A 23,028-nucleotide genomic window follows, 5' to 3' on the forward strand; every position below is an offset into this window, starting at 1 on the left:
GATGAAGGCTAGGCGTGGGGGCGGGGTGTGTCGATTGCACTTACGGTTTGCGCGATGGCTAGGCCGAATGGTTGTAACACTGCTGTATCACAACAGATGCACACGGGCCTCGCGCACGGCCGCTGGCGTTGCCACGGCGGCGATCCATTGGTCGGCGTCGCCGAGGTTGCGGGTGTGGCACGGCGGCGCGAAAAACGCATCGGGCGGCGGCATCTGCAGCTCGCTCGGCGGTGCGGGTGTCGTCGCGGGATCGGTACGGAAGCCCACGCCAAAGGCTTTCAGCAAGGCTTCCTTGCGCGTCCACAGTTCCATCAGCCGGCGTGCGCGACATGCGGGGCGCAGGCCGTGCACGTCCATCGCTTCGCGGCGGGTGCAGAACATGGGCACCAGCGCATCCAGGTCGATCTTCGCCGGCACCACTTCGATATCGACGCCGATGGTCGCGGCCGTCGAGACCGAAAGCGCCACCATGCTGCCGCTATGGCTGAGGCTGGTGGAAAAGGCGACGCCGGGCAGGTGGGGTTTGCCTTCGGCCGTGGCCGCGAGTGGTACGTCCTCGGGTGCGGCATCGATGCATTGGCCGATGGCGATGCGCCATACGGCGTGGGCGAGCGTGTAGGTGGCACGGTCGCTCTGGTAGCGGAAGCGGGCGGCCCGCGTGCGTTCCGTCCGGTCGAGCAGTTCGCCCGCCGCGGCCACCTGGCTGGCGAACGCCTTCGTATCGAAGACGAGCACGCTGGCTTCATGCGCACGGGCTGCGCCGAAGCCACTCGCGCGGATGAGCTCGCCGACCTCTTCGACAAACACCTGCTTGCGGTCGCGGCTCATCCGTCCGTCCATCAGGTGAGCCCGCTACCCTCGCACGCCGCGAGCAGCACGCGAAGGTGATCGGCCAGGCGGAGGCTGAGTGCCACCAGGGTGAACGTGGGAAACGCCCAGCCGCTGGTGGGGAATACCGAGCTGCCGGCGACGTGGAGGTTGTGCACGCCATGCACCTTGCCGTCCGTATCTACCACGCCCGAGTTGGCGTCGGTCGACATGCGCGTGGTGCCCATGTGGTGGGCCGTGCCGAAGACTTCCGGTGCCGCCGTCGCGTCGTTGGCCCACGGCGCGACTTCGAACGTCCCTCCGCAGGCATCGGCGAGCGGCTTGCCGGCCAGGGTTGTGAGCGTGCGGTACGTGTAGCGGTCGAGTTCGGTGAGGCGCCAGTCCACGTTCACCCGGCGCAGGCCGAGCGCGTCGCGGGTGTTGCCGAGCGTGATGCGTGAATCGCGGTTGGGGGCTTGCTCGAAGAAGCCGACCAGCTCGACGCGTTCACTGCGCACGGTGGGCTTGTCGGCCACTTTCTGCGCGGCGGCACGGATCACGTCGCCGATATGCAGCCCGAGGCTGACGGCGCTCATGGCGAGATTGGGCGGGACGGCGACGGCGGTGGCGGTCGGGCCATTGCTCATGGCCGCCGAAAGACGGGCCTCGAGCACCGTGGCTTCATCACGGCTCGGCGGACGCAGCGCCGCACGGACATTGCGCAGGGCGCGGATGCCTTTGGGCAGCTCGCCTTCCACGGCGAACGGGTGGACGCGGCCATTCAGGATGCGGTGACGGCGCTGGGCGTCGGAGGCCAGGCCGATCTCGGCAGCGACCGGCAGGCGTACCTTGCCGATGGTGCGCTCGTACGGGCGCGTGAGCGTGTCGGGTGAGCGCGAGTGCACGCTGCCGATCGTCCCGCGCGGATGGTCCATGAAATAGCGGCCGACGAGATCACGATCGTTGCCGAGGCCGCAGGGCGCGACGCTATCGGACAGCAGCAGGAGGCGGGCATTCTCGATGCCACCCGCCGCGAGCACGAAGTGGCGCGCGTTGATGTGGCCACGGCGGCCGCTCAGCGAGCCGATCCGCGCGCGAACCACCGCGGTGGCCGAGGCGTTGGCCTCGAGTTCCATCAGGTTCGCGTGCAGGAGCACGGTGATATTGGGCGCGGTGCGCATCTCGTCCCGGTAGGCTTCGCCGAAAAGGATGGGGCTGCGCGCGAACAGGAGGTTTGCCAGCGCCTCGGGATCGAGATCCAGCGGCTGGCGTTGTGTCGGGCCGTCGAATTGCCCTGGGCCGAACGTATGCGTGGGGTCGATCTGGCAGAAGTCGCGTGCCTTCGTATACCACGGTGCCAGATCGGCATAGCGCAGCGGCCAGCCGCTTTCAGGGACCCACTCACGTGGTTCCAGGTCGGTATCCGCGAAGGGAATGCAGCCACCACCCCATAGGGTGCAACTGCCACCAAACACGCGCATGCGCGAATGCGCCATGTCGAACGGCGCGCCACCCACGGCGGTGCCTTCATAGAGCGCCTGGCTGCGGTCTTCACCGGCCAGGCCGCCACTTTCCACCAGCAGCACGCGCACCTGGGTGCCCAGGAAGGCGCGGGCGATAGCGATGCCGGCCGGCCCGGCGCCAATCACGCACAGGTCGGCCTGATGGTCGGTAGGGACCGACCCGTCAAGGTAATCGAGGATCACGGCAGTACTCCCAGCTAAGAGCGTTCCGAGTGCATTCTTGTTTTTGGTGTCGGAGCGCTTATCCGCGCCCTCTCATGTGCGGTGCGGGATCAGAGCCTGCCGTCCACCGCGTCGCGGGGGAGGACGTACTTCACGTCGTAGACCACCGACGCCGGTTTACCGAAGGCGCGGATGCCTTCTGCGCCCATGGCGGCGAATTCACGGTGGCCGACGGCGACGACGACCGCGTCGTAGGTGCCCTGGCGGGGTGCCTCGACGGGGGCGATGCCGTATTCATGGATGGCCTCTTCGGCGCGCACCCACGGGTCGTGCACATCCACGGTGACGCCATAGGCATGCAGGGCGGCCACGATATCCACGACACGGGTGTTGCGCAGGTCGGGGCAGTTTTCCTTGAAGGCGAGGCCCAGCATGAGCACGCGCGCGCAAACCGGGTTGATCCCCTTGCGCACCATGAGCCGGACCAGCTCGCTCGCGATATACGGGCCCATGCCGTCATTGGTGCGGCGGCCGGCCAGGATCACGTCGGGGTGGTGGCCCACCTGCTGGGCTTTGTGGGTCAGGTAATACGGATCGACGCTGATGCAGTGGCCGCCAACCAGGCCAGGCCGGAACGGCAGGAAGTTCCATTTGGTGCCGGCCGCCTCGAGCACTTCCAGAGTGTCGATACCCAGCTTGTTGAAGAGGATGGCGAGGTCGTTCACCAGGGCGATGTTGAGGTCGCGCTGCGTGTTCTCGATAACTTTCGCCGCTTCCGCCACTTTCAGCGAACTCGCCCGGTGGGTGCCGGCGGTGATCACCGACCGGTACAGCGCATCCACGAATTCGGCGACTTCGGGGGTCGAGCCCGAGGTAACTTTGAGAATTCCCGTAACGCGATGCGTCTTGTCACCGGGATTAATCCGCTCCGGCGAGTAGCCCGCAAAAAAATCCTGGTTGAAAACGAGTCCCGATTCACGCTCGAGAATGGGCACGCAAACTTCTTCGGTGCAGCCCGGATAAACGGTCGATTCATAAATCACGACGTCGCCGCGTTTGAGAACTTTGCCCAGCGTCTCGCTCGCGCGGATGAGTGGCGTGAGGTCGGGGCGGCGGGCCTCATCGATCGGCGTGGGCACCGTGACGATGAAGGTGTCGCATTCGGCGAGATCATGCATGGCCGAGGAAAAGCGCAGGCGCTGGGCTTCGCCGAGCTCGGCGGAATCCACTTCCAGGGTGACGTCGAGGCCGGTGCGCAACTCCGATATGCGTCGTGAATTTATGTCGAATCCGAGGGTTGCGTATTTCTTGCCGAATTCAACGGCCAGTGGCAGGCCGACGTAGCCCAGGCCAACGATTCCCAACCGCAGCGTGTCGAGCGCGCGGGCGATGAACGCGGCAGGTGCGGCGTAAGGGCGCGCGCTGGCGTCCTGTGCGTCGACGACGGCATCGCCTGCTGTACGGCTTTCTGTATCCATCCCCGCACCCACCCCTGGCCTGGCTATGAGAAACCCGGAAACCCGGGCGGCCAAAAGCGTAGCAATGAGACCGGGGCTTCTTCTGTACCGCTTACGTGCTCTTACTTATGGCCGATGCCGCGCGGGCTGAACCGAGAGCCGAACGCGCTCCCCGGAGGCGTGGAAATGGCGTTTACAAGCGTCAGGGTGCGCGATATGGTTCCGCCAGCCAGTCCCCATCGGTGGTCAGGCATATGGCTAGAAACAGGCTTTGGGTCCACTGATGTCCGCGCGCACTTACATCGGGTCGGTACGCGTGGCCTTGCTGGACGACCATGCGCTCGTCCTTAAAGGGCTGGTCGCGCACCTCAAGGCCTATCCGTCGCTCACCATCGCGGGCAGTTCTCCGAACAGCCAGCATTTCCGTGCGCTGCTCGCGTCCATGCCTGTCGATGTGGCTCTTATCGATTATTCGCTCGCGGCGGATGACCCGGATGGCGTGACCCTCGTGCGCTCGTTACGCGCGGCGTTCCCGCGCATGAAGGTGGTCGTGGTCTCGGCCTTTGACGATGGCCCGCTCGTTCGCCGGCTCCTTGCCGCAGGCGCGCATGGGTTCGTCGGTAAAAGCCAGGACCCCGATGATGTGATCCGTGCGATCGATGCGGCCATGACCGGCCGCGTATACGTACCACCCGCGCTGGAGCGCGTACTGGAATACGGGACGGATCCCAAGCTCTCTCCCAAGGAGACCGATGTGATCCATCACTTGCTCGAAGGCATGACCGTCACGCAGATCGCCGAAAAATTCGGGCGCAGCCTGAAGACGATCAGCGCCCAGAAATCATCAGCCTTCCGCAAGCTTGGCATCGGGAGCGACAACCAGCTTTACGCCATGCGCGATCACGTTCGGGCGCTGGAGGGCGGTGCGGAGTGATGCGATGGTTTGCGGGCGCCATCCTCGCGTGCCTGGCCCCGCTGGCTTTCGCCGTGGACACGCCGCCCACGCCCAGCGAGTGGGCAGCGGCGCACCCGGTCGTACGCATTGCCATCGATGATCAGCAGGGCGGCCGCATCGGCGGCCAGGCGTCCAATCCCCTGGTTACCCAGTATCTCGCCTTGGCGCAGGCCAAGACGGGCCTGCGCTTCGTCGTGGTGCACACCAGCTCATGGGAGGAATCCGTCGCGGCGTTCAAGGCGGGGCGCATCGACCTCTTGCCGTCGCTTACGGACCGGCTGGTCGCGGATCTCGGCAGCGACGCGTTGTGGTCGCGGCCGTTTTACGTAGGCCACACCTTGCTGATCACTCGCACCGTAGGGCCCGCTCGCGTCACGCTGGCCGACCTGGACGGGCGCACCATCGCCTACAAGGGGGGCGGCGAGTACGACAGCTGGCTGCGTCGCTCACACCCTTCGATCCACCGGCTCCCGCTGGCCGATGTGCATCAGGTCCTCGCCGCCGTGGAAAGCGGCATCGCCGATGCGGGGCTGGGCATCGATGTGACTTATCACCCCATTGTCCGCCGCGACTATGGGCTGAGTTTGCGTATCGCGGGTGATATTCCCGAGATGCCCGTGAGCGTGCGGCTTGCCGTGCACAAGGATGCGCCGCAGCTACTCACGTTGATCGACGAGAGCCTCGGCCGCATCAGCGTGGGTGAGAACGAGGCCGTGATCGAGCGCTGGCTTGAGACCGCTTACCTGCGTGCGCCCACCGTGGCGCACATCGCGTCGGTCTACCGCGTGGAGATCGCGCTTGGCGTGGCTCTGGCCATGGCACTCGTATTTGCGCTGTGGCAGATGCGTCGTGCGCAGCTCGCCTCGCGGCGGGGCGAGCAACAGAAGACGTTGCTGCTCGCGGTCATGAGCCACGAAGTGCGTAATGCCGTGAATGCGGTGACGTCGTCCATTGAACTGATGGCGCGTGCGCCGATGGATGGGGCGCAGCGTGACCTGATGGCCATTGCGCAATCCAGTGCGCGCAATCTGCAGGGGATGCTACGCAGCGCCCTGGATTACACGCGTACCGAGGCCGAAGGTTTCACGCCTGATCTCGCCGCATGCGATGCCCTGGCCGTGGCCCGGGAAGTGCTGCAGGGGCATGCGGCGGCCATCGAACAAAAGGGATTGGCCGTGCGCCTGGATCTCCCGATGGGTGCGTTGCCGTGGCTGTTGCTCGATGAGACGCGCCTGCGCCAGGTGCTCGAGAACCTGCTTTCCAATGCGGTGAAGTTTACCGACCGTGGCCACGTGGGTATCGCGCTGTGGCAGGTGGTGGATGGCGATGCGCCGCGCCGTCTTGTCTTCGAGGTGTTCGACACCGGCGCGGGGATCTCCGTGGAGCGGCGGCGCGGCCTGTTTCGTCCGTTCGTCCAGGCGCATGGCCGGCGCTCACGACGTTTGGGTGGCACCGGGCTTGGGCTGGGTATCTGCCGGGAGATCGTGAACCACCTCGGTGGCCGGTTGGTCCTGAGCAGTGAGGAAGGCGTGGGTACGTCGGTGCGCGTGGAATTGCCGACCAGCCTGGTTCCCTCGGTCCCGGTGGTCGAGCCCGCGGCCGCCGATAGTGCGGCCAGCCACGGTGGGGTGGTGTTGCTGGTCGAGGACCATCCGGCCAATCGACAGATTATCGCTGCCCAGCTCCGCTTCCTGGGTTTCGAGACGATGGCTGCCGATCACGGGCAGGCGGCGATCGATGCCTTCGAGCCGGGCAAGTTCGCGGCGGTGCTGCTCGATTGCGAACTCCCTGATATGCAGGGTTACGACATCGCGGCGGAGCTTCGCGCGCGCGAACGGCGCACCGATAGCTCGCGCACGCCCTTTATCGCCATTTCGGCGACCCAGGGAGAGGAGCACATCCAGCGCTGCAACGAGAGTGGCATCGATATCGTCATGGGCAAGCCACTTTCGCTTGATCGCCTTCGGGAGGCACTCTCCCCGCCCGCGCACGAGGACGACGTGTTCTCGCTATTCCGTGCAGAAGGCGCGCGCGACCTGGATGCCGCCCTGGCGGCTGCGGGCCGCGGCGATGTCACCGCGGCCCGGCAATCCTTGCATCGCGTGCATGGCGCCGCACTGGTGCTGCGGCTGACGCAACTCGAGGCGCCGATCAGTGCGGTCACGGGGGCGTTGGCAGGCGATCCGTTGAACCTGGACAGGCACGCGAAGGCCTTGCGCGAGGCGCTGGCGGGCGTGGGTTTCACGGCCGTTTCACAAGACGAGGATTAATTCGCGATCTAACGGCAAGGCCGTTGCCCCTCCATGGGCCGGACACCCTGGCACGGGCTGCTTCACTGGGCGACACGTATGTCGCGGCTAAAACGCGCTCCCACTTTTAGGACAACGCCCAATGGTGGCGGTGGGCGTGGGCTGCTGGAATAACCGGTATCCCCATCGCACCGCCGCCAATCCGCAGGGCTTTCCTGGAGGGCGCGCGTGCCCATTGTCCAAGGAAACCCCGTCATGCACGCTTCCCGTCCCGCCCGCGTTCGTCGCGCTCGCTTATGCCAGGCCATTGCGGTGGCTCTCGTCTTCCAGGCATCGGCGGTCGCCGCCAGAACGCTGCAGCCAGGTCAGAATTACACCGTCGTGCAGGGCGACCCTGTCGAAGCGTGGGTCGCGCGCGGTGGTGGCAGCCTGACCCTGATGCCCGGCGCATCGACGTTGAACATCGCGCTGACGACATCGACCCTGACGGCGACCAACGCCACCATCGCCTCCTCGGGCGCGGGAACGAGCGATATGGCGCTGTCGGTGGCCAATGGGTCGAGCGCCACCCTGCAGGGCGGTGTGATTCGGTCGGAGAACGGCACAGGCCTCGCGATTATCGGTATCGGTGGCTCGGAGGGTAGTGACCAGGCCGCGACGGCGACGCTCAATGGCACCGCGGTTTCCGGCGGGTACCAGGGCGCGATCGTCAGCAACGGTGGCTACCTTACCGCCGTGGGCGCCAGCATTGCCGGCACCGGCGCGAACAGCCGTGGCCTGCTGGTCAACACGGGCACGGCGGAACTGACCGGCGGCACCCACGTCTCCGGCGTGGTGAATGGCGCGGTGCTCCTCGGCGACGCGCGCGGCGGGGATGTGGACGACCCCGGCCGCCACCTCATCGTGGATGGTTCCATCGTCCAGGGCGGTACCGGTGCTGCGGTGCTGGTGCAGTACGGGCTGCCCGCGTGGGCCAATGGCACCGTCTCGGTCGTGAACGGCGGACAGCTGGTCGGGGGTAACGGCGTCGCCATCCAGGTCCAGAACCGCATGCATGCCGATATCGATATCGCCACGAGCAGCGTGGTGGGCGATATTGTTGGTGCAGGCAATGCCACGGCGAATCTCACCCTGGGCGACAAGGCATCACTGCGCGGTGCCGTCAACGGAGCTGGCATCGATACAGGCATTGACGCCACCGCGCGTTGGGAAACCACCGGTGCGTCGTCGATCGGTGGGCTGCGCCTGGACGGTGCGCTGGCCTTCGCTCCGGCGGCCGGTTTTACCACGGTGAACGTGGCGGGCGATCTGTCGGGGCAGGGTGGCAACATCACCTTCAATACGCGGATGAACGAGGGTGGCGCCATCGCCGCCCAGGCAACGGATCGTCTCCTCGTGCACGGCAACGTGACGACGACCGGCACGACGCTGGTCTCCGTCACCTCGACGGGTGATGGCGCGCTCACCGATCTGAACAGGAATGGCGTCGTCGACAACAACGAGGGCATTTCGCTGATCCAGGTGGCCGGCAACTCGCGCGCGGATGCCTTTGCGCTGGCGGGTAGCTATGTGGCCGCGGGGCCGTACCAGTACACCTTGCACGCGTTCGGCCCGGGTGAGGTCGATGCCGCGCAGAGCCAGCTCGGTGCGGGTAGTGGCTTCCAGTGGGATTACCGCCTTGGCAACCGTTACGTCACCGATTGCAGTGACGACTGCGCGCCGCCGGTGACCCCGGAAGACCCGGAGCGGCCGCCTGTCGATCGCGCCGCGGTGGTGCCGCAGCTTCCGGCGTACATGCTCGCGCCGATGGCCCTGCAGAACTACGGCAGCGCACTGAATGATGGCCTGCACCAGCGGATGGGCGAAATTCGCGATAGCGCCTACGGCGCCGATGTGGGCGGTGAGGTGTTCGCCCGTGTCGTGGGTAGCCAGCTGAACTACACGCGCAATCTTTCGTTCCAGCGCTACGGCTACGATTTCGACCAGCAGATCAACGCGCTGCAGGTTGGCGCGGGCATCGTGGCCGTCGATACCGACCACGGCTCGATTCGTGCCGGCTGGGCGCTCGACCACGGCACCACCCGGGTTACGCCGAGTGCCGCTGATGGCAACAGCTATGCGAAGTACTACGCCAACGGTGGCGCCGCCTGGGTCACCTACGAGCACGGCAGCGGCCTGTGGGTCGACGGCATCATCGGTGTCACCCGCTATCACGGCGATGTCAGCACGGACCTGCGTGGCGACGAGGTGGGCAAGGTGCATGCGCAGGGCTGGACCATGTCGGTGGAAGTGGGCAAGCCGCTGCCGCTCGGTGGCGACTGGACCGTGGAGCCGCAGTTCCAGTTCCGCGTGCAGCAGCTGAACTTCCGTGATTTCCGCGACAAGGATGGGCTGGATATCCGTCTTGGTAATAGCGTGCAGGCCACCTCGCGCCTGGGTATCCAGGTGGGCCGCACCGCCAACCCGCTGTTCGCGCCGTATGGCCGCCTGGACTTTATCCACACCAGTAACGGAAATCCCACGTTGCAGGCCTCCAGCGAGGCGTGGAACGCGGGTGATACGTTCCAGACCGGCAGCACTGGCAACTCCTACCGCGTGGCCGCGGGCGTCACCAGCCAGCTCACCGACCACGTGCAGCTCTACGGCGAAGGCACCTGGCGCCACTACGTAGGTAGCTACGGCCTGAAAGGCTGGTCCGGCAACGCAGGCATCCGCATCACCTTCTAAGGCCCCTGTAGGAGCGCGCTTGCGCGCGATAGGGCTTGCGACACCCCCCATCGCGAGCAAGCTCGCTCCTACAGTTCACTCGAGGGGTTTAAACAAGACTTTGCGTACCAATGTCGATGGAGTTGTCTTCCTCCCACACCAACGGAGTCCATCGATGGCAAGCGTGAATGCAGCGTCAAGTGGCAGCTTCAAGATCGGCGGTGACCTCGAGGTGCATCGCCTCGGTTTCGGCGCCATGCGCATTACGGGCAAGGGCATCTGGGGCGATCCCGCCGACCCGGTCAAGGCCAAGGCCACACTTAAGAAATTACCTGAGCTTGGGGTTAATTTCATCGATACGGCCGATAGTTACGGCCCATATGTAAGCGAAGATCTCATTCGCGAAGTCCTGCATCCCTACAAGGGTATGGTCATCGCCACCAAGGGTGGCCTGACCCGCCACGGGCCGGATATCTGGGCCCCGGTGGGCCGTCCGGAATACCTGCGCCAGTGCGTCCTGATGAGCCTGCGCCGCCTCGGCGTCGAGCGCATCGATCTGTGGCAGCTTCACCGCGTCGACGAAAAGGTGCCCGCGGACGAACAGTTCGACGTGATCAAGCAGATGCAGAAGGAAGGGCTGATCCGCCACGCCGGTCTGTCTGAAGTCAGCGTCGCGCAGATCGAAGCGGCGCAGAAGTACTTCAAGGTCACCACGGTGCAGAACCTCTACAACCTGGGTAACCGCCAGAGCGAGGCTGTGCTCGACTACTGCGAGAAGCACGATATCGGCTTCATCCCCTGGTTCCCGCTCGCCGCGGGCGAACTGGCGAAAGAAGGTTCGGTACTGTCGAAGATCGCCGGCAAGCTCGGCGCCAGCAACGGCCAGGTGGCCCTCGCATGGCTGCTGAAACGCTCGAAGGTGATGCTGCCGATCCCAGGCACCGGTGACCCGGAGCATCTGGAAGAAAACATCAAGGGCGCCTCCCTGCAGCTCTCGCAGGAAGACTACGACGCCCTGGAACACGCAGTGAAATAACCCGAAGCGCACCACGACGCCGGCGCCCGATGGCGCCCCACGTCATGACGCCGGCGCCTCGCGGCGCCGTCACCCCTGTAGGAGCGCGCTTGCGCGCGATGGGTGCTTGCGGCACCCGTGAATCGCGCGCAAGCGCGCTCCTACAAGGGGTTTTGGTTCGTGGTGGGTCTTGGTTAGTGCAGTTTGACGGGCGGGTAGGTGGTGCGCCGCAGGCGATCGGCAATCCACAGCGCCGTGGCGCGGCCGTAGCCGTGCAAGGTCACGCGGTGCATCTGCTCCAGCGAGACGTAAAGCATCTTCGCCAGCCAGCCGCGCATCGGGATCGAGCGGCCCTTCGGCACGGAAGGCACTTCGCCTGCACCCTGGCGTACGCCAAGCGACACCAGCGTGCCCTTGGCGTGGTAACGGAAAGGTTCCGCGCTGCGACCTTCGAGCAAGCGCGGCAGCGCCTTCGCCAGCCAGTTCGCCTGCTGGTGCGCGGCCTGCGCCGTCGGCGGCACCACGGTGCCCTCGGGGCTGAAGGCCGCGTAGGCACAATCGCCAATGGCGTAAATGTCCTTGACGCCCTTCGCGGCCAGGTGCGAATCGACCACGATACGACGGTCGCGCGAGAGCTCAAACGGCCCCAGCGCCGTGACGAAATCATGGCCGATCACACCGGCCGCCCACACCTGGATATCGCAGGGCAGGTGCGAGTCGTCGCTCAGCGTGAACGAGCCCTGCTGCACGGACTTCACGCCCACACCCACGCGAACATGCACGCCCATGCGTTCCAGGATGCGCTGCGCCCAGGCGGAGGTGCGCGGATCCACGGCAGGAAGCACGCGCGGGGCCATGTCCATCAGCGTGATTTCAAGCTTCGTCGCCGGCGAGAGACCGCCATAGCGATGCATATCGTTGAAGGCGTGATGCAGCTCGGCCGCCAGCTCCACGCCGGTGGCGCCTGCGCCCACGATGCCGATGCGGATCTTGACGCTCGGGTCGCCCGCGGTGCGCAGGGCCAGTGCGAGGATGCGTCGGCGCAGCTGCACGGCCTGGGTGGGGCTATCGAGCATGTCGCAATACTCGAGCACGCCCGGGGTGCCGAAGTCGTTCACACGCGTGCCGAACGCGAGCACCAGCGTGTCGTAGCCCAGCTTGCGGGCCGGGAGGATCAGCTCATCGGTGCCGGGCAGGTGCACCTCGGCCAGGTCGATCTGCTTGGCTTCCGCATCCACATGGCGGATCGCACCCGGCTCGTAGCGGTAGCCGTGGGTGGTGCCGTGGGCGAGGAAGGGCACGGCCTCTTCGCCGTCGCCCAGCAGGCCGGCGGCCAGTTCGTGTAGCCGCGGCTTCCAGAAGTGCGTGGGGTCGCGGTCGACCAGGACGACCTCGTTCGTGGCCTGCCGACCGAGACGGGTGGCGAGCTCGACGCCGGCAGCGCCGCCGCCGACGATCACGACGCGATGTCTGGTTGATGTCATGTAAGGTTTCCTGATGAGCTAAAGAACTGATCGGGAGCATAAAAGGAAATAGGTCACTTGCTTGCGAAGTTCAGGCTTTTCCTGTACATCCGTGACACCATGCCACACCTCCTCCGACGACGAACCTGAGTTTTTGAGCCCCGGCGCCCTGCGCCGCCGCCTTCGTTTTGTCCCTGGAGATCGCATGTCCCTGTCGCTTTCAGCGCGGGTGGACGAGGCCCTGGCCTCGGCATTCCACCTGCTTGCGCTGCCCCCTGAACTCGCCCACGCCGAACCCTCGTCCCGCCCCGAGCTGGGCGATTTCCAGTGCCATGCCGCGCTCGCCGCGGCGCGGGTCGTCCGGCGGCCGCCGCGGGCCATCGCCGATGAGATCGCCGCGGCCCTTCGTGGGGATGCGCGCTTTGCCGCTGTGGAGGTGGCTGGCCCGGGCTTTGTGAACCTGCGGCTCGCCGATGGGTTCCTCGCGGGGGTGGCGGCCACGACGCTCGTCGACCCGGCGCTAGGGGTTCGCAACGAGGGCGAGGGCCAGCTCGTCGTGCTCGATTTTGGCGGCCCCAATGTCGCCAAGCCCCTGCACGTGGGTCATCTCCGTTCGCTCGTGCTCGGCGAAAGCCTGCGCCGCATCCACGGGGCACTGGGCTGGCGGACGCATGGCGACGCACACCTGGGTGACTGGGGCCTGCAGATGGGCATGCTGAGCTCCGCGATCCGCCGCACGTCGCCGTCGCTGCCGTACTTCACCGGTGCGGGCCCTTATCCGTCCGAGCCGCCGGTAACGCTCGATGAACTGGAGCGCCTCTATCCCGAAGCTGCCGCGGCGAGCCGGGAGGATCCGGCGCGCATGGCTGAAGCGCGCGCCGATACGGCGGCACTGCAAGCGGGTGATCCCGGTTTGCTCGCCCTCTGGCACACGCTGCGCCAGTTGAGCGTTGATGCGCAGGTGCAGGATTTCGCCTTGCTCGATGTGCATTTCGACGCGCTGGATGGCGAGAGCGATGTGCGCGATGCGATCGCACCGCTGGTCGAGAATCTGCGGGCGCGCGGCGTCGCGCGCGATAGCGACGGCGCGCTGGTTATCGATGTGGCCTTGCCAGGCGATGCCACCGAGATGCCGCCCCTGCTACTCGCCAAAAGCGACGGTGCCGCGCTTTATGCGACGACGGATCTGGCGACGTTACAGGCTCGCGCGCAGATGCCTGGCCTCGCGAAGGTTATCTATGTCGTCGATCAGCGCCAGGCACTGCATTTCCAGCAGGTGTTTCGCGCCGCACGCCGGGCAGGCATCGCCGACGGCGTTGACCTCGTGCACGCCGGCTTCGGTACGGTGAACGGTAAGGACGGTAAGCCGTTCAAGACACGCCAGGGCGGCGTGGCGCGGCTGCGGGATCTGCTCGACGAAGCGGTGGAGCGTGCGGGTGAGCGCGTGGAAAGTTCCGAGCGTGTCGCCGTGGATGAGCGGGCAGGGCTCGCGGCCATGATCGGCATCGCGGCGGTGAAGTTCGCGGACCTCTCGGGTGACCGGCTATCGGGCTACGTATTCGACGCCGAACGGCTGGTCGCGTTCGAAGGGAAAACCGGGCCGTACCTGCAGTACGCGGTGGTGCGGATGCGTTCCATCCTTGAAAAAGCGGGTGCACAGCCCGCGGAACAACAGGTGGGCATCCCGCACGCGACGCAACCGGTGGAACGCGAGCTGGTGCTCGCGTGCCTCGCGTTCGGCGACAAGGTCAGTGAAGCCGCACACCTGCTGCAACCCGGTGTGCTCGCCGCGTGGGCATACGACATCGCCCAGCGCTTCAGCAAGTTCTACGACCGCTGCCCGATCCTGCGCGAGGAAGACGATGCGGTACGCGCACACCGGCTCGGCATCTGCCAGCTCACGCTAGCCGTCCTGCAGCGCGCACTCATCCTGCTGGGCATCACCGTCCCAACTCGCATGTAACGCCAACGCTCTTGTAGGAGCGCGCTTGCGCGCGATGGGTGCTTGCGGCAAGACCCATCGCGCGCAAGCGCGCTCCTACAGGGGGCGTTACTTGTGGCTGTACGCCTCGACGGCGTCCATCACGCGGGCGGAATACACCAGCGCCGCACCGGCATTCAGCGCGATCGCTACGCCCAGCGCCTCACTGATTTCTTCGCGCGTGGCACCGGCCTTCAGCGCGGCATCGGTATGCACCGTGATACAGCCATCGCAACGGCTCGTGACCGCGACGGCGAGCGAGATCAGCTCACGCGTCTTCGCACCGAGCGAACCTTCCTTGCCGGCATTCGCATTCGAGAGCGTCTGGTAACCCTTCACCGTATCCGGGCTCAGTTTGCCGATCTCGCCAATACGGCCCATGAGTTCTTTCTTGTAGGCAACCCAGTCAAGCATGTTCGTGACTCCATCAATGGCGGCACGGGGTGCGCCGTCGTGAGAGATAGTTTGTCACCACCCCCTGCGCGGCCAAATGCTCAAATGGCGCGTGTTTTGGCGAAATCGTCTCACCCGACCATTTCGGATCAAAAAGAGGACAGGACGTCGCACCTTGCTGACCGGCCACTGGCCCCCGGCGGCGGCCCTGCTAGGGTCCTGCCTGTCGCATTTATTGATTCGGAGAGGGACTCTCATGACCCAGCCGGCCACCCAGGCGGCACGTCTTGGCTGCGCGGATTGCGGCCTGCATGCCATTTGCCTTCCTGAAGGCGTCGACGAGGGCGGGCTGGCCCGTCTCGATCGCCTGACCCGCTCGCGCAGCACCTACCAGCGCGGCGATTCCGTCTACCGGCAAGGACAGCCGTTCAACGCCCTCTACGTCGTGCGCTCGGGCGCTGTCCGTGTCGCCCTCGGTGATGCGGATGGCAGCCAGCAGGTGCTGGGCTTCCGCCTTCCGGGCGAGATCCTCGGCATCGATGCCTTGCTCGACGACACTCACCGCACTGATGCCACCGCGCTTGAGCGCACCACGGTGTGCGAAGTGCCGTTCGCGCGGCTCGAAGACCTGTTCCAGCAATTGCCCGGCTTGCAGCGGAAGATGATGCGCGAACTCGGCCGCGAGGTCGCCGATGCGCAGCGTCACGTGCTCGCCATGGGCCGCCAGCAGGCCCTCGAACGTGTCGCCTTGTTCCTGCGCGGGCTGCTTGAACGCTACGACAGGTTGTCGCGCCCGACCGACTGCGTGCGCCTGCCGATGGGCCGCAGCGACATCGCCTGCTATCTGGGCCTCGCGGTGGAAACCGTCAGCCGGGCGTTGGGGCGCATGGAAGAGCATGGTGTGCTCTCGGCCAGTGGACGCCACCTGCGCATCCACCGGCGTGATCTTCTTGATGCATTGTGTGCCACCGACGCTACGAGCGACCGCAAAAGGAACTGACGCAGGTCAGGAATGTGGGGGCAGGGGGTTTCTAACCTTCTGCTTGCCGGCCCCGACGGTCGGCACTTAGCCCACAAGGAGTCACCCCGTGCTTCAGCTCAAGACCCTCGCCGTCGCCCTGTTGCTCGCCGCGCCGATCGCGGCCCAGGCCGCGGATACGGATGCCAACTGGACCCTGCATGTCGGCGCCCACGTCGTCGATCCGAAATCGGATACCGGCCAGCTCGCCGGCATGAACGCCAGCATCAGCAAGAGCACCCGTCCGACCTTCAGCGTCGAGTACCGCTTCGCGCCCGGTTGGTCGGCCGAGGTACTGGCCGCCCTCCCGTTCAAGCACGACGTGCGCCTCAATGGCACCCAGGCCGTCAGCGTGAAGCAGCTACCCCCGACGATCGGTGTGCTCTACCACTTCATGGAAGGCCAGGCGATCTCGCCGTTCGTCGGTGCGGGCATTAACTACACGCTGTTCTTCGACAAGAAGGGCCGCAACGCACTCGACGGCACCCACGTGTCGATGCAGAACAGTTGGGGCGCCGCTGGCCACGCCGGCGTGGATATCCGCCTGAACGACCGTTGGCTGTTCACCGTCGACGCGCGCTACATGGATATCGACACGAAGGTGAAGGTGAACGGCGCCCGCGTCGGCACGGCCCACGTGGATCCCTGGGTCTACGGCCTGAGCTTCGGCTACCGCCTGTAAGTCCCGCTCGCGTGGGAGCCCACACGGTGGGCTCCTACAGCGCTTCGTCTTGTCCACGTGGCCGGGTGCCCTGATACTCGCCTTTCCTCAGGCGCCAGACCGACCCCATGGACGCACTCACCCGGATACTGGAGCTCGCCCGCGTACGCGGCGCCCTCGACCTGCGTTGCCAACTCGCGGGTGGGTTCAGCCTGGACCACGAGGATGCGGGCCCGGGCGAAGCGCCGTTCCATCTGGTGCTGGCCGGCGAAGGGGTCATGGAATTGCCGGGCCGCCGTACGCTGGATCTGCGTGCGGGCGACCTGGTCGTGCTGCCGCACGGCACCAGCCACCGGGTCCGCGATACCCACGGTGGGTTGAGCGAGGCCCCCATCACGATCGACACCAGCGGGCCGCTGGCGATCAAACGCAGCGAAGGCGAGGGCGAGGCGCTGGATCTGCTCTGCGGCCGCTTCGTGCATGCGCCCGATGCCGGCCCGCTGTTGTTCGCCAGCCTGCCGGATACCTTGCACGCCTCGCTGTTGGGTTCCCACGGGATCGCCACGCTCGAGGCCATCGTGAATGTCTTTCGCGTGGAAGTGGGCAAGCTTGCTCCGGGCGCGCTCGCGGTGGTCACGGCGCTTAGCCAGGCCTTGCTGGTGTTTGCCCTGCGCGCACAACTGGAGCGCGGCACCATGCCACCCTCGCTGCTGACCTTGCTGGCCGACCCGCGGCTGGGCCGCGCCCTGCTGGCGATGCTGCGCGACCCGGCGCACGAATGGACCGTGGAATCCCTGGCCGCCCAGGCAGCGATGTCGCGTGCCACCTTCGCACGGCACTTCGAGGCGAAGGGCAAGCAATCGCCGCACGAAGTGCTCACCCTCATCCGCATGCACCTGGCCGCCGAGCTGCTGCGCCGCGGTGAACTCACCGCCGCCGCCGTCGCCGACCGCGTCGGCTACCGCTCCGAATCCGCCTTCGGCAAAACCTTCCTCCGCATCATGGGCACCACCCCAGCCCGCTTCCGCCGCGACGTAGACTAACCCCGCGCCGACCACACTCTTGCAGGCGTCTCCCGCGCGACCGATGCCGTAGGAGCCCACCCTGTGGGCGACGCCCTTCGCGAAAGAGCCACAGGCCCACGGCAGACGCCGTAGGAGCCCACCCTGTGGGCGACGCCTTTCGCGAAAGACTCAAAGGCCCTGCTGCGTTAAGGCGAAAGATGTCGCGCGCAAGCGCGCTCCTACAAAGGCCGCGCGGTGTATAAGGTTTGTATGGACCGCCCCGACACCCCATGCCCCATCTGCAACGGCACCGGCATCGTCACCTACGTGGACGAAGAAGTCGGCTGCCAGGTGGACATACCCTGCTGGGCTTGCGCACCCAAAGCCGAAACCTCACTGGGCCAGCCGGCCCCCGATGCGCCGTGGCTCTGAGCGCCCGGCCGGGCCTCACGCTGCTCTAACCGATCTCGTACGTATTCACAGATCGTTCGGCACCTTCGCCGGCCGCAGGATGCCTTCGCCGATCTCGCGATGCTGTTGCAGGAGCGCGCTTGCGCGCGATGGGGCTTGCGGCAAGCTCGATCGCGCGCAAGCGCGCTCCTACAACAACGGCCGTTACATCTTGTAATTGATGCCGAACATGATGGTGCGGCCGTACGTATCGAACTCGAGCGGGCGCTGGAGCTTGACGTTGTTCGGCAGCGCCGACGTCTGCTGGGTCTTCATCGGCGAGTCGGTCAGGTTGTTCACCTGCAGCAGCACGCTCAGGCCGCTGTACGTGCCTTCCTGGAACTCGTAACCCACCTGCATATCCGTCTGCTTGTCGGCCAGCACGGTCTGGTAACCCAGCTGATCGAATAGCGCGACGGCCTCGCCGGTGTACGACGAGCGGTAACGCTCGGCGACGCGGAACGACCAGCCGTGGTTTTCGTAATAGACCGCCAGGTTGGCGACCTTGCGCGACAGGCCGGGCAGGGTGCTCGGGCTGCCAGGAATGGTCGACACAGCGCTCACCGGCAGGGTGCTGTTGGTCAGCGAGAAGTTGCCCTGCACACCGAAGCCTTCCAGCCACGGCGCGACCAATCCGCCTTCGAGACCGCCCTGCAGCTCCAGGCCCTTGATCCGGCCACCCGAGCCGTTTTGCGGCGTGGTGAACGAACCGAAGTTGCTGGACGGCGTGAGCGTGGGATTGTCGTTCACGTACTTCGAGAAGTCGTAATCCAGCACGGTCTCGTTGTAGATGTAGTTCAGCAGGTTCTTGCCGAACACCGCGGCGGCCACATAGCTCGACTTGCCGAAGTACTTCTCCCAGCTAAGGTCCACGCCCACGGCGACATACGGCTTCAGCTTCGGGTTGCCGCCACTGCCGGACCACAGGTTTTGCTCGGCCGCCGGGCCATCGGTGATCTGCCCGACGCCGGCCGAGGTCGCGACCTTTTCATCGTCGATACGGCCACGCGCCATGCTCTTGGCCATGCCAAAACGCAGGTACTGCTTGTCGGTGATCTCGGCCCACACGTTCAGGCTCGGCAGCACCTTGGTGTACTTCGTGCCATCGGAAATGCGGCCGACCAGCGTATCGCCATTCGTCTGCAACGCCGTCGACGACTGGTCGGTGCGCACCACCTGCACACCCATGTTGCCGCCGATGGGAATGCCGCCAGCGCTGGTGTCGATATTGAACTTCAGGTAAGCCACCGGCACCTTCTCGCGCACGGTGTAGTTGCGGCTCCAGTCGCTCTGCCCATTACGCTGGGTGAGGTAGTACTGGCTGCCCAGCGCATCCATGACGTCGTAATTCAGGATCGCCGGAACACCGCCATAGCTCAGGTCGGTCACGCCGCTGAGGAACGAAGGATCGACCGGCAAACCGTAGCCCGGCAGGTACGTCCCGGTTTCGGAGCCATTACCGTTGAGCCAGGCGAAGAACACATCGGCGGATTTGGTCTTGCGACGATCCGAATAGTTCGCGCCGAGCGTGAAGTCGCTGAAGATCCATCCGACGGGGTGGCTGACTTCCAAGCGGAACGCACGGATCGTGTCCTTCTGCTTGTCGTACTCGGCACGGCCGTCATAACCGTAATTGTTCGGGTCGGTGAACTGGATCTGCGACGGGTCGGCGAAATTCGTCCCGGGGGTGAAGTCCGGGAAGTGCTCATGCACCGGCGTGGCGAAATCGGTTGAACTCGTCGCCTGGCCAGGCAAGCCCGCGAACAGGTAGGCATCGTGCAGGCGGCGCTTGGCCATCGAGTACGACGCATCGGCGTTGATCATCCAGCCGTTGCCGAAGTCGTACTGGTTATTCCAGCCCGCGGAGAACAGGTTGTCCTTCTCCTTGGTCTGTTCGTTCTGCAGCACCGTATGCAGGCCATCGATGTGGCCGGTGGTCACCAGCGGGTACGGCATCGTGGGCACCGTGCCCACGTTGGAATACGAAACATTGTCGTACGGGCTGCTCGACCACTGCATGCCGTTGAGGTAAGTCTTCTGATCGAACGTGGAGTAATACAGGTCGAGGGTGGAGTGGTAATGGTCGTCCGGCGCCCACTCCAGCACGGTCATGATGCCGTTGCGCAGCTGGTTCTCGGATTTGGCGCGCAGCTGGCCGCCTTCCTGTGACAGCACGTTATCCGGCATGCCCGGCGTATGCGGCGCGCCCCAGCGCTGGTCCGCACCCTCCGAGCCGTTGTTCAGGCTCCACCACCAGGCCTGGTACTGCTTCTCCTGGATGGGCGAATCGAGCTGCGCGAGGCCGACGGCCAGGCCCAGGGTGTGGTCGAAGAACTGGTCGATGTAGGAGAAGCTGGCACGGTGGCCGGTATCGCCCACGCCGCTGCCATGGTTGAGGTTGCCGTTATCCGTGGTCTCGCCACGCAGGTTCACTGCCATGGTGCGCTTGGGCAGGTCGAGCGGGCGGATCGTATGCAGGTCCACCGTGCCGGAGAGACCCTGGCCAATCAGGCCGGCATCCGGAGTCTTGTAGACGGCCACGCCGCTGATCAGCTCGGACGGGTACTGATCGAAATCCACGCCACGGTTCTCGCCGATCGTGGCCTGCTCGCGGCCATTCAGCGTGGTGCCGACAAAACCCGGGTCGGTGCCGCGGATCGAGATCTGGTTGGCGCGGCCATCCACGCGCTGGGTGGCCAGGCCAGGCACGCGGGCCAGGCTCTCGGCGATGCTGCTATCGGGCAGCTTGCCGATGTCTTCGGCCGAGATGGCTTCGATGATGTTGTTCGACTTCTGCTTGGCCTGCAGCGAGTTCTGAATGGAGGCCTGGATACCGGTCACCACCACCGCATCGAGATTGCTAACCCCGTCACTGTTCGTCGGCTTGGGCGTCTTCGCAGCTTTTTGATCTTTTGCCGAATTTGCTTGTGGCGCGGCAGGCGTTGGCTGGGGGTTTTGTGCGGTGGAATCCTGCGCCCAGGCGGTGCCCGAGACGACAAGGAAAACCATGGCGCAGGCCGCGGCCAGAGGACGTGCGCGAAGCGCGGGCGTCAGTGGCCCTCGCATGGAATAGCGATAATTCATTGAGTTCCCCCGCGTCTCCCGGACGCTCGTTTTTAGGTATAGCGAGCGCCCCCAGCGATCGCGGCCGCGAGGATGGCTGCGCGCCATAAAGCTGTCATCTGGCAACGCAGCAGATTTGTGCGAAACGTTCAGGTTTACGTTGTTTGGGTGCGCAAAAACTTGCGACAGGCATCCCAAAAGACACAGGCGGAACGTGCTGGCCCAAAGCTAGGATCAGCGGCACAACCACCGGGGAAGGGGATTCACCATGCGTATTCGCGATCTTGCCGCCGCCGTTTGCCTGCTCGCCGCAGCGCCGTCCCTGGCGCTAGCCGCCGCCGGGAACGGCACCTCGAAGGCCGATGAGCAGGCCGTGCTCGCGCCGTTCCAGGCCTTTCTCGACGGCATGGCCAAATACGATCAGGCGGCGATGCGCGCCACCGTGCAACCCGAAGGCAGCGTGGCCCTGCTGCGCAAGGACAAGGTGATTCGCAATACGCTCTCCGGCTTCATCGATCACATCAAGCCGGGTAAGGACAGCATCGAGGAGCGCATCTACGAGCCGCTCGTGCGCGTGGACGACAACCTCGCGATCATCTGGGCCCGCTACGACTTCCGGCTCAACGGCAAGGTGATCCACTGCGGCACGGATCTCGTGCATCTGGTGAAGCAGGATGGCAAGTGGCTGATCGCGGGGATCGCGGACAACAGTCGCGACGAATGCCCGGCCGGGTAATCCATTACTCAGCCACTGCCGGTGCGCGCAGGCCGAACAGGCGCGAGATGTTCACCGTCATGCTCAACCCATAAACCACCAGGTTCTTGGGGACGGTTTTCGTCGCGGGTATGGCCGAGTTGTCCGGGTGGATGATGTACTGGATGTTCGGCATCAGGACGATGCCCGGCGTCGGCTTCCACCCGTAGTTGAGCTCAAAGGCAAGCTGGTTCGCGTGGCTCTTGCCCGTGCCGCCCGCCTTTTTACGCGCATCGTCCAGATACGCCTGCTCGGCATCGGTCATGCGGAAGTACGAGATCGAGAGGCCGACGGTATCGACGGGTCGCTGGGCAAACGGCCCGGTGAAGACGAAACCAGTGTAGATCTGCCGGCGCATGATTTCATCGGTTTCCAGCTGGTGCACCACGCCAAGGAACAGGTTCAGGTTGCGCGATGAGCCGGGACTGGGCCGCCACACGATGTGATCGGCCATGGCGTAGATGCCTGCGCGGTGCGAGTCGGCCTCGCGGGCGGTCCCGCCGTAAAGACCCCGTGAGCGGCCCTGGGTGTTGTAGTACGGATCGCTTAGCGGCGCGGTGGTCACGTAGCCGCCGGCTTTGATCTCGAAGCCGTAAGGATCCTTCACGGGATCCATTTTCGACCAGCTCCACTCCACCGGGAAGGTCACGCCGGTGGAGTTGGCGATGGAGAAATCCAGGCCGTTGCTTGGCTGCGTGGTCGGGTTTACTTCGTACACGCCGCCTTCGATATACGAGTGCGGCGTGAGCTTGTAGTTCACGTTCATAGCCCACGTCGCGGACGGCAGCAGGCTGTATCCGGCCTCGGAATTGATGATGCGCGGCACGCCACAGGTGGTGCCGGCCTGGAACTGGCAGTTGATCGCCAGGTGGGTGTAATAGGCCGTGGTGCCCAACCGGCCAAAGATGACATCGAGCCTGTTATCGAGGAACTTCTGCTCCCACGCGAACAGGCCAAGGTGCCAGCGTGGGTATTCGTTCTTGTAGACGTATTGCTGCTTGGAGAACGTGCCGCTTACATCGTGTTGCAGGCCGTTACCGTAATCGCGATACACGGTGAAGTGGAAGCTGCTGCCGTCAAAGCCGAGCAGCTTTTGGAGATCGAGGTCCGCACCGATATTGAACTGGCCGACGTTGGTCCTGCCCTGGTGGACGCCGCCACGCGGGTTCGTCGCGTACTGGTCGAGCAGGTTGGCGCGGATGAACACGCCTTTCGCGGCCAGTTGCTGCAGGGCATTCTGCGGCGCATCGCTGCTCGCGATCGTTGCATCGTCCTGTGCTGCGTAGGCGTTGGCGGTCGCCAGACAGCAAAGCGCCCCCAATCCCGCGGCTTTCCAGCCGAAGGCTATGCGTTGAAACATCATGGGT

The 23,028-nt window shown here is 65.3% G+C and carries 17 protein-coding genes; 10 read left to right on the top strand and 7 right to left on the bottom strand.

The features are described 5' to 3' along the window. Nucleotides 1-87 precede the first annotated feature (87 nt). The 3 genes from L2Y96_RS10085 to tviB all read right to left on the bottom strand — a co-directional run bounded on the left by L2Y96_RS10085 (nt 88) and on the right by tviB (nt 3,970). Nucleotides 88-828, bottom strand: coding sequence for a 4'-phosphopantetheinyl transferase family protein (locus L2Y96_RS10085; RefSeq protein ID WP_247336368.1), 741 nt, complete (start codon nt 826-828; stop codon nt 88-90). An 11-nt stretch (nt 829-839) separates the two neighbouring features. Next, nucleotides 840-2,513 (bottom strand): GMC oxidoreductase, encoded by a 1,674-nt coding sequence (locus L2Y96_RS10090; RefSeq protein ID WP_247336371.1) that lies wholly within the window; start codon nt 2,511-2,513, stop codon nt 840-842. 89 nt (nt 2,514-2,602) lie between these two features. Continuing rightward, a complete protein-coding gene (gene tviB, locus L2Y96_RS10095; RefSeq protein ID WP_247336374.1) occupies nt 2,603-3,970 on the bottom strand; it encodes a Vi polysaccharide biosynthesis UDP-N-acetylglucosamine C-6 dehydrogenase TviB in 1,368 nt (455 codons plus the stop codon). A 262-nt stretch (nt 3,971-4,232) separates the two neighbouring features. Here tviB and L2Y96_RS10100 point away from each other — a divergent pair, with 262 nt between their 5' ends. From L2Y96_RS10100 to L2Y96_RS10115, 4 genes are all read left to right on the top strand, one after another. After that, a complete protein-coding gene (locus L2Y96_RS10100; protein ID WP_247336377.1) occupies nt 4,233-4,883 on the top strand; it encodes a response regulator in 651 nt (216 codons plus the stop codon). Further along, on the top strand, nt 4,883-7,174 hold the full coding sequence (locus tag L2Y96_RS10105) for a hybrid sensor histidine kinase/response regulator (protein WP_247336999.1): 2,292 nt from the start codon (nt 4,883-4,885) through the stop codon (nt 7,172-7,174). Before L2Y96_RS10100 ends, L2Y96_RS10105 begins: the two co-directional genes overlap by 1 nt. A gap of 234 nt (nt 7,175-7,408) precedes the next feature. Beyond that, on the top strand, nt 7,409-9,880 hold the full coding sequence (locus L2Y96_RS10110; RefSeq protein ID WP_247336379.1) for an autotransporter family protein: 2,472 nt from the start codon (nt 7,409-7,411) through the stop codon (nt 9,878-9,880). A gap of 154 nt (nt 9,881-10,034) precedes the next feature. Beyond that, nucleotides 10,035-10,895, top strand: a complete 861-nt coding sequence (locus L2Y96_RS10115) for an aldo/keto reductase (RefSeq protein ID WP_247336382.1) — start codon at nt 10,035-10,037, stop codon at nt 10,893-10,895. A gap of 173 nt (nt 10,896-11,068) precedes the next feature. On the opposite strand, the gene L2Y96_RS10120 is transcribed toward L2Y96_RS10115, so the two are convergent. Then, a complete protein-coding gene (locus tag L2Y96_RS10120) occupies nt 11,069-12,358 on the bottom strand; it encodes an NAD(P)/FAD-dependent oxidoreductase (RefSeq protein WP_247336384.1) in 1,290 nt (429 codons plus the stop codon). A 184-nt stretch (nt 12,359-12,542) separates the two neighbouring features. On the opposite strand from L2Y96_RS10120, the gene argS reads away from it, so the two are divergent. Next, nucleotides 12,543-14,300, top strand: coding sequence for an arginine--tRNA ligase (gene argS / locus L2Y96_RS10125; protein WP_247336387.1), 1,758 nt, complete (start codon nt 12,543-12,545; stop codon nt 14,298-14,300). Nucleotides 14,301-14,387: 87 nt separating this feature from the next. On the opposite strand, the gene L2Y96_RS10130 is transcribed toward argS, so the two are convergent. Continuing rightward, on the bottom strand, nt 14,388-14,732 hold the full coding sequence (locus tag L2Y96_RS10130; RefSeq protein WP_247336390.1) for a carboxymuconolactone decarboxylase family protein: 345 nt from the start codon (nt 14,730-14,732) through the stop codon (nt 14,388-14,390). Between the two features lie 235 nt (nt 14,733-14,967). On the opposite strand from L2Y96_RS10130, the gene L2Y96_RS10135 reads away from it, so the two are divergent. The 4 genes from L2Y96_RS10135 (at nt 14,968) to L2Y96_RS10150 (ending at nt 17,826) form a co-directional block, all read left to right on the top strand. Next, nucleotides 14,968-15,711 (top strand): cyclic nucleotide-binding domain-containing protein, encoded by a 744-nt coding sequence (locus L2Y96_RS10135; RefSeq protein WP_247336392.1) that lies wholly within the window; start codon nt 14,968-14,970, stop codon nt 15,709-15,711. 88 nt (nt 15,712-15,799) lie between these two features. After that, nucleotides 15,800-16,411, top strand: coding sequence for an OmpW/AlkL family protein (locus L2Y96_RS10140; protein ID WP_247336395.1), 612 nt, complete (start codon nt 15,800-15,802; stop codon nt 16,409-16,411). A 107-nt stretch (nt 16,412-16,518) separates the two neighbouring features. Then, complete coding sequence (locus tag L2Y96_RS10145) at nt 16,519-17,433, top strand: cupin domain-containing protein (protein WP_247336397.1); 915 nt, start codon at nt 16,519-16,521, stop codon at nt 17,431-17,433. A 231-nt stretch (nt 17,434-17,664) separates the two neighbouring features. After that, nucleotides 17,665-17,826: a hypothetical protein gene (locus L2Y96_RS10150; RefSeq protein ID WP_247336399.1), complete on the top strand. Its 162-nt coding sequence runs from the start codon at nt 17,665-17,667 to the stop codon at nt 17,824-17,826. A gap of 183 nt (nt 17,827-18,009) precedes the next feature. On the opposite strand, the gene L2Y96_RS10155 is transcribed toward L2Y96_RS10150, so the two are convergent. After that, nucleotides 18,010-20,853: a TonB-dependent receptor gene (locus tag L2Y96_RS10155; protein WP_247336402.1), complete on the bottom strand. Its 2,844-nt coding sequence runs from the start codon at nt 20,851-20,853 to the stop codon at nt 18,010-18,012. A 322-nt stretch (nt 20,854-21,175) separates the two neighbouring features. Here L2Y96_RS10155 and L2Y96_RS10160 point away from each other — a divergent pair, with 322 nt between their 5' ends. After that, entirely contained in the window at nt 21,176-21,643 is a 468-nt protein-coding gene (locus L2Y96_RS10160; RefSeq protein ID WP_247336404.1) for a nuclear transport factor 2 family protein, read from the top strand. Between the two features lie 4 nt (nt 21,644-21,647). Here L2Y96_RS10160 and L2Y96_RS10165 read toward each other — a convergent pair whose 3' ends face one another. Further along, nucleotides 21,648-23,024, bottom strand: coding sequence for a carbohydrate porin (locus L2Y96_RS10165; protein ID WP_247336407.1), 1,377 nt, complete (start codon nt 23,022-23,024; stop codon nt 21,648-21,650). Nucleotides 23,025-23,028 lie beyond the last annotated feature (4 nt).

Source organism: Luteibacter aegosomaticola, assembly GCF_023078475.1.
Lineage (GTDB): Bacteria > Pseudomonadota > Gammaproteobacteria > Xanthomonadales > Rhodanobacteraceae > Luteibacter > Luteibacter aegosomaticola.

Coding starts and splice junctions, on each gene's coding strand:
- L2Y96_RS10115 (WP_247336382.1), top strand. CDS start 10,035: ATGGCAAGCGTGAATGCAGCGTCAAGTGGCAGCTTCAAGATCGGCGGT.
- L2Y96_RS10150 (WP_247336399.1), top strand. CDS start 17,665: ATGGACCGCCCCGACACCCCATGCCCCATCTGCAACGGCACCGGCATC.
- L2Y96_RS10105 (WP_247336999.1), top strand. CDS start 4,883: ATGCGATGGTTTGCGGGCGCCATCCTCGCGTGCCTGGCCCCGCTGGCT.
- L2Y96_RS10145 (WP_247336397.1), top strand. CDS start 16,519: ATGGACGCACTCACCCGGATACTGGAGCTCGCCCGCGTACGCGGCGCC.
- L2Y96_RS10085 (WP_247336368.1), bottom strand. CDS start 828: ATGAGCCGCGACCGCAAGCAGGTGTTTGTCGAAGAGGTCGGCGAGCTC.
- L2Y96_RS10100 (WP_247336377.1), top strand. CDS start 4,233: ATGTCCGCGCGCACTTACATCGGGTCGGTACGCGTGGCCTTGCTGGAC.
- L2Y96_RS10135 (WP_247336392.1), top strand. CDS start 14,968: ATGACCCAGCCGGCCACCCAGGCGGCACGTCTTGGCTGCGCGGATTGC.
- L2Y96_RS10130 (WP_247336390.1), bottom strand. CDS start 14,732: ATGCTTGACTGGGTTGCCTACAAGAAAGAACTCATGGGCCGTATTGGC.
- L2Y96_RS10165 (WP_247336407.1), bottom strand. CDS start 23,024: ATGATGTTTCAACGCATAGCCTTCGGCTGGAAAGCCGCGGGATTGGGG.
- tviB (WP_247336374.1), bottom strand. CDS start 3,970: ATGGATACAGAAAGCCGTACAGCAGGCGATGCCGTCGTCGACGCACAG.
- L2Y96_RS10110 (WP_247336379.1), top strand. CDS start 7,409: ATGCACGCTTCCCGTCCCGCCCGCGTTCGTCGCGCTCGCTTATGCCAG.
- L2Y96_RS10120 (WP_247336384.1), bottom strand. CDS start 12,358: ATGACATCAACCAGACATCGCGTCGTGATCGTCGGCGGCGGCGCTGCC.
- L2Y96_RS10155 (WP_247336402.1), bottom strand. CDS start 20,853: ATGGTTTTCCTTGTCGTCTCGGGCACCGCCTGGGCGCAGGATTCCACC.
- L2Y96_RS10160 (WP_247336404.1), top strand. CDS start 21,176: ATGCGTATTCGCGATCTTGCCGCCGCCGTTTGCCTGCTCGCCGCAGCG.
- argS (WP_247336387.1), top strand. CDS start 12,543: ATGTCCCTGTCGCTTTCAGCGCGGGTGGACGAGGCCCTGGCCTCGGCA.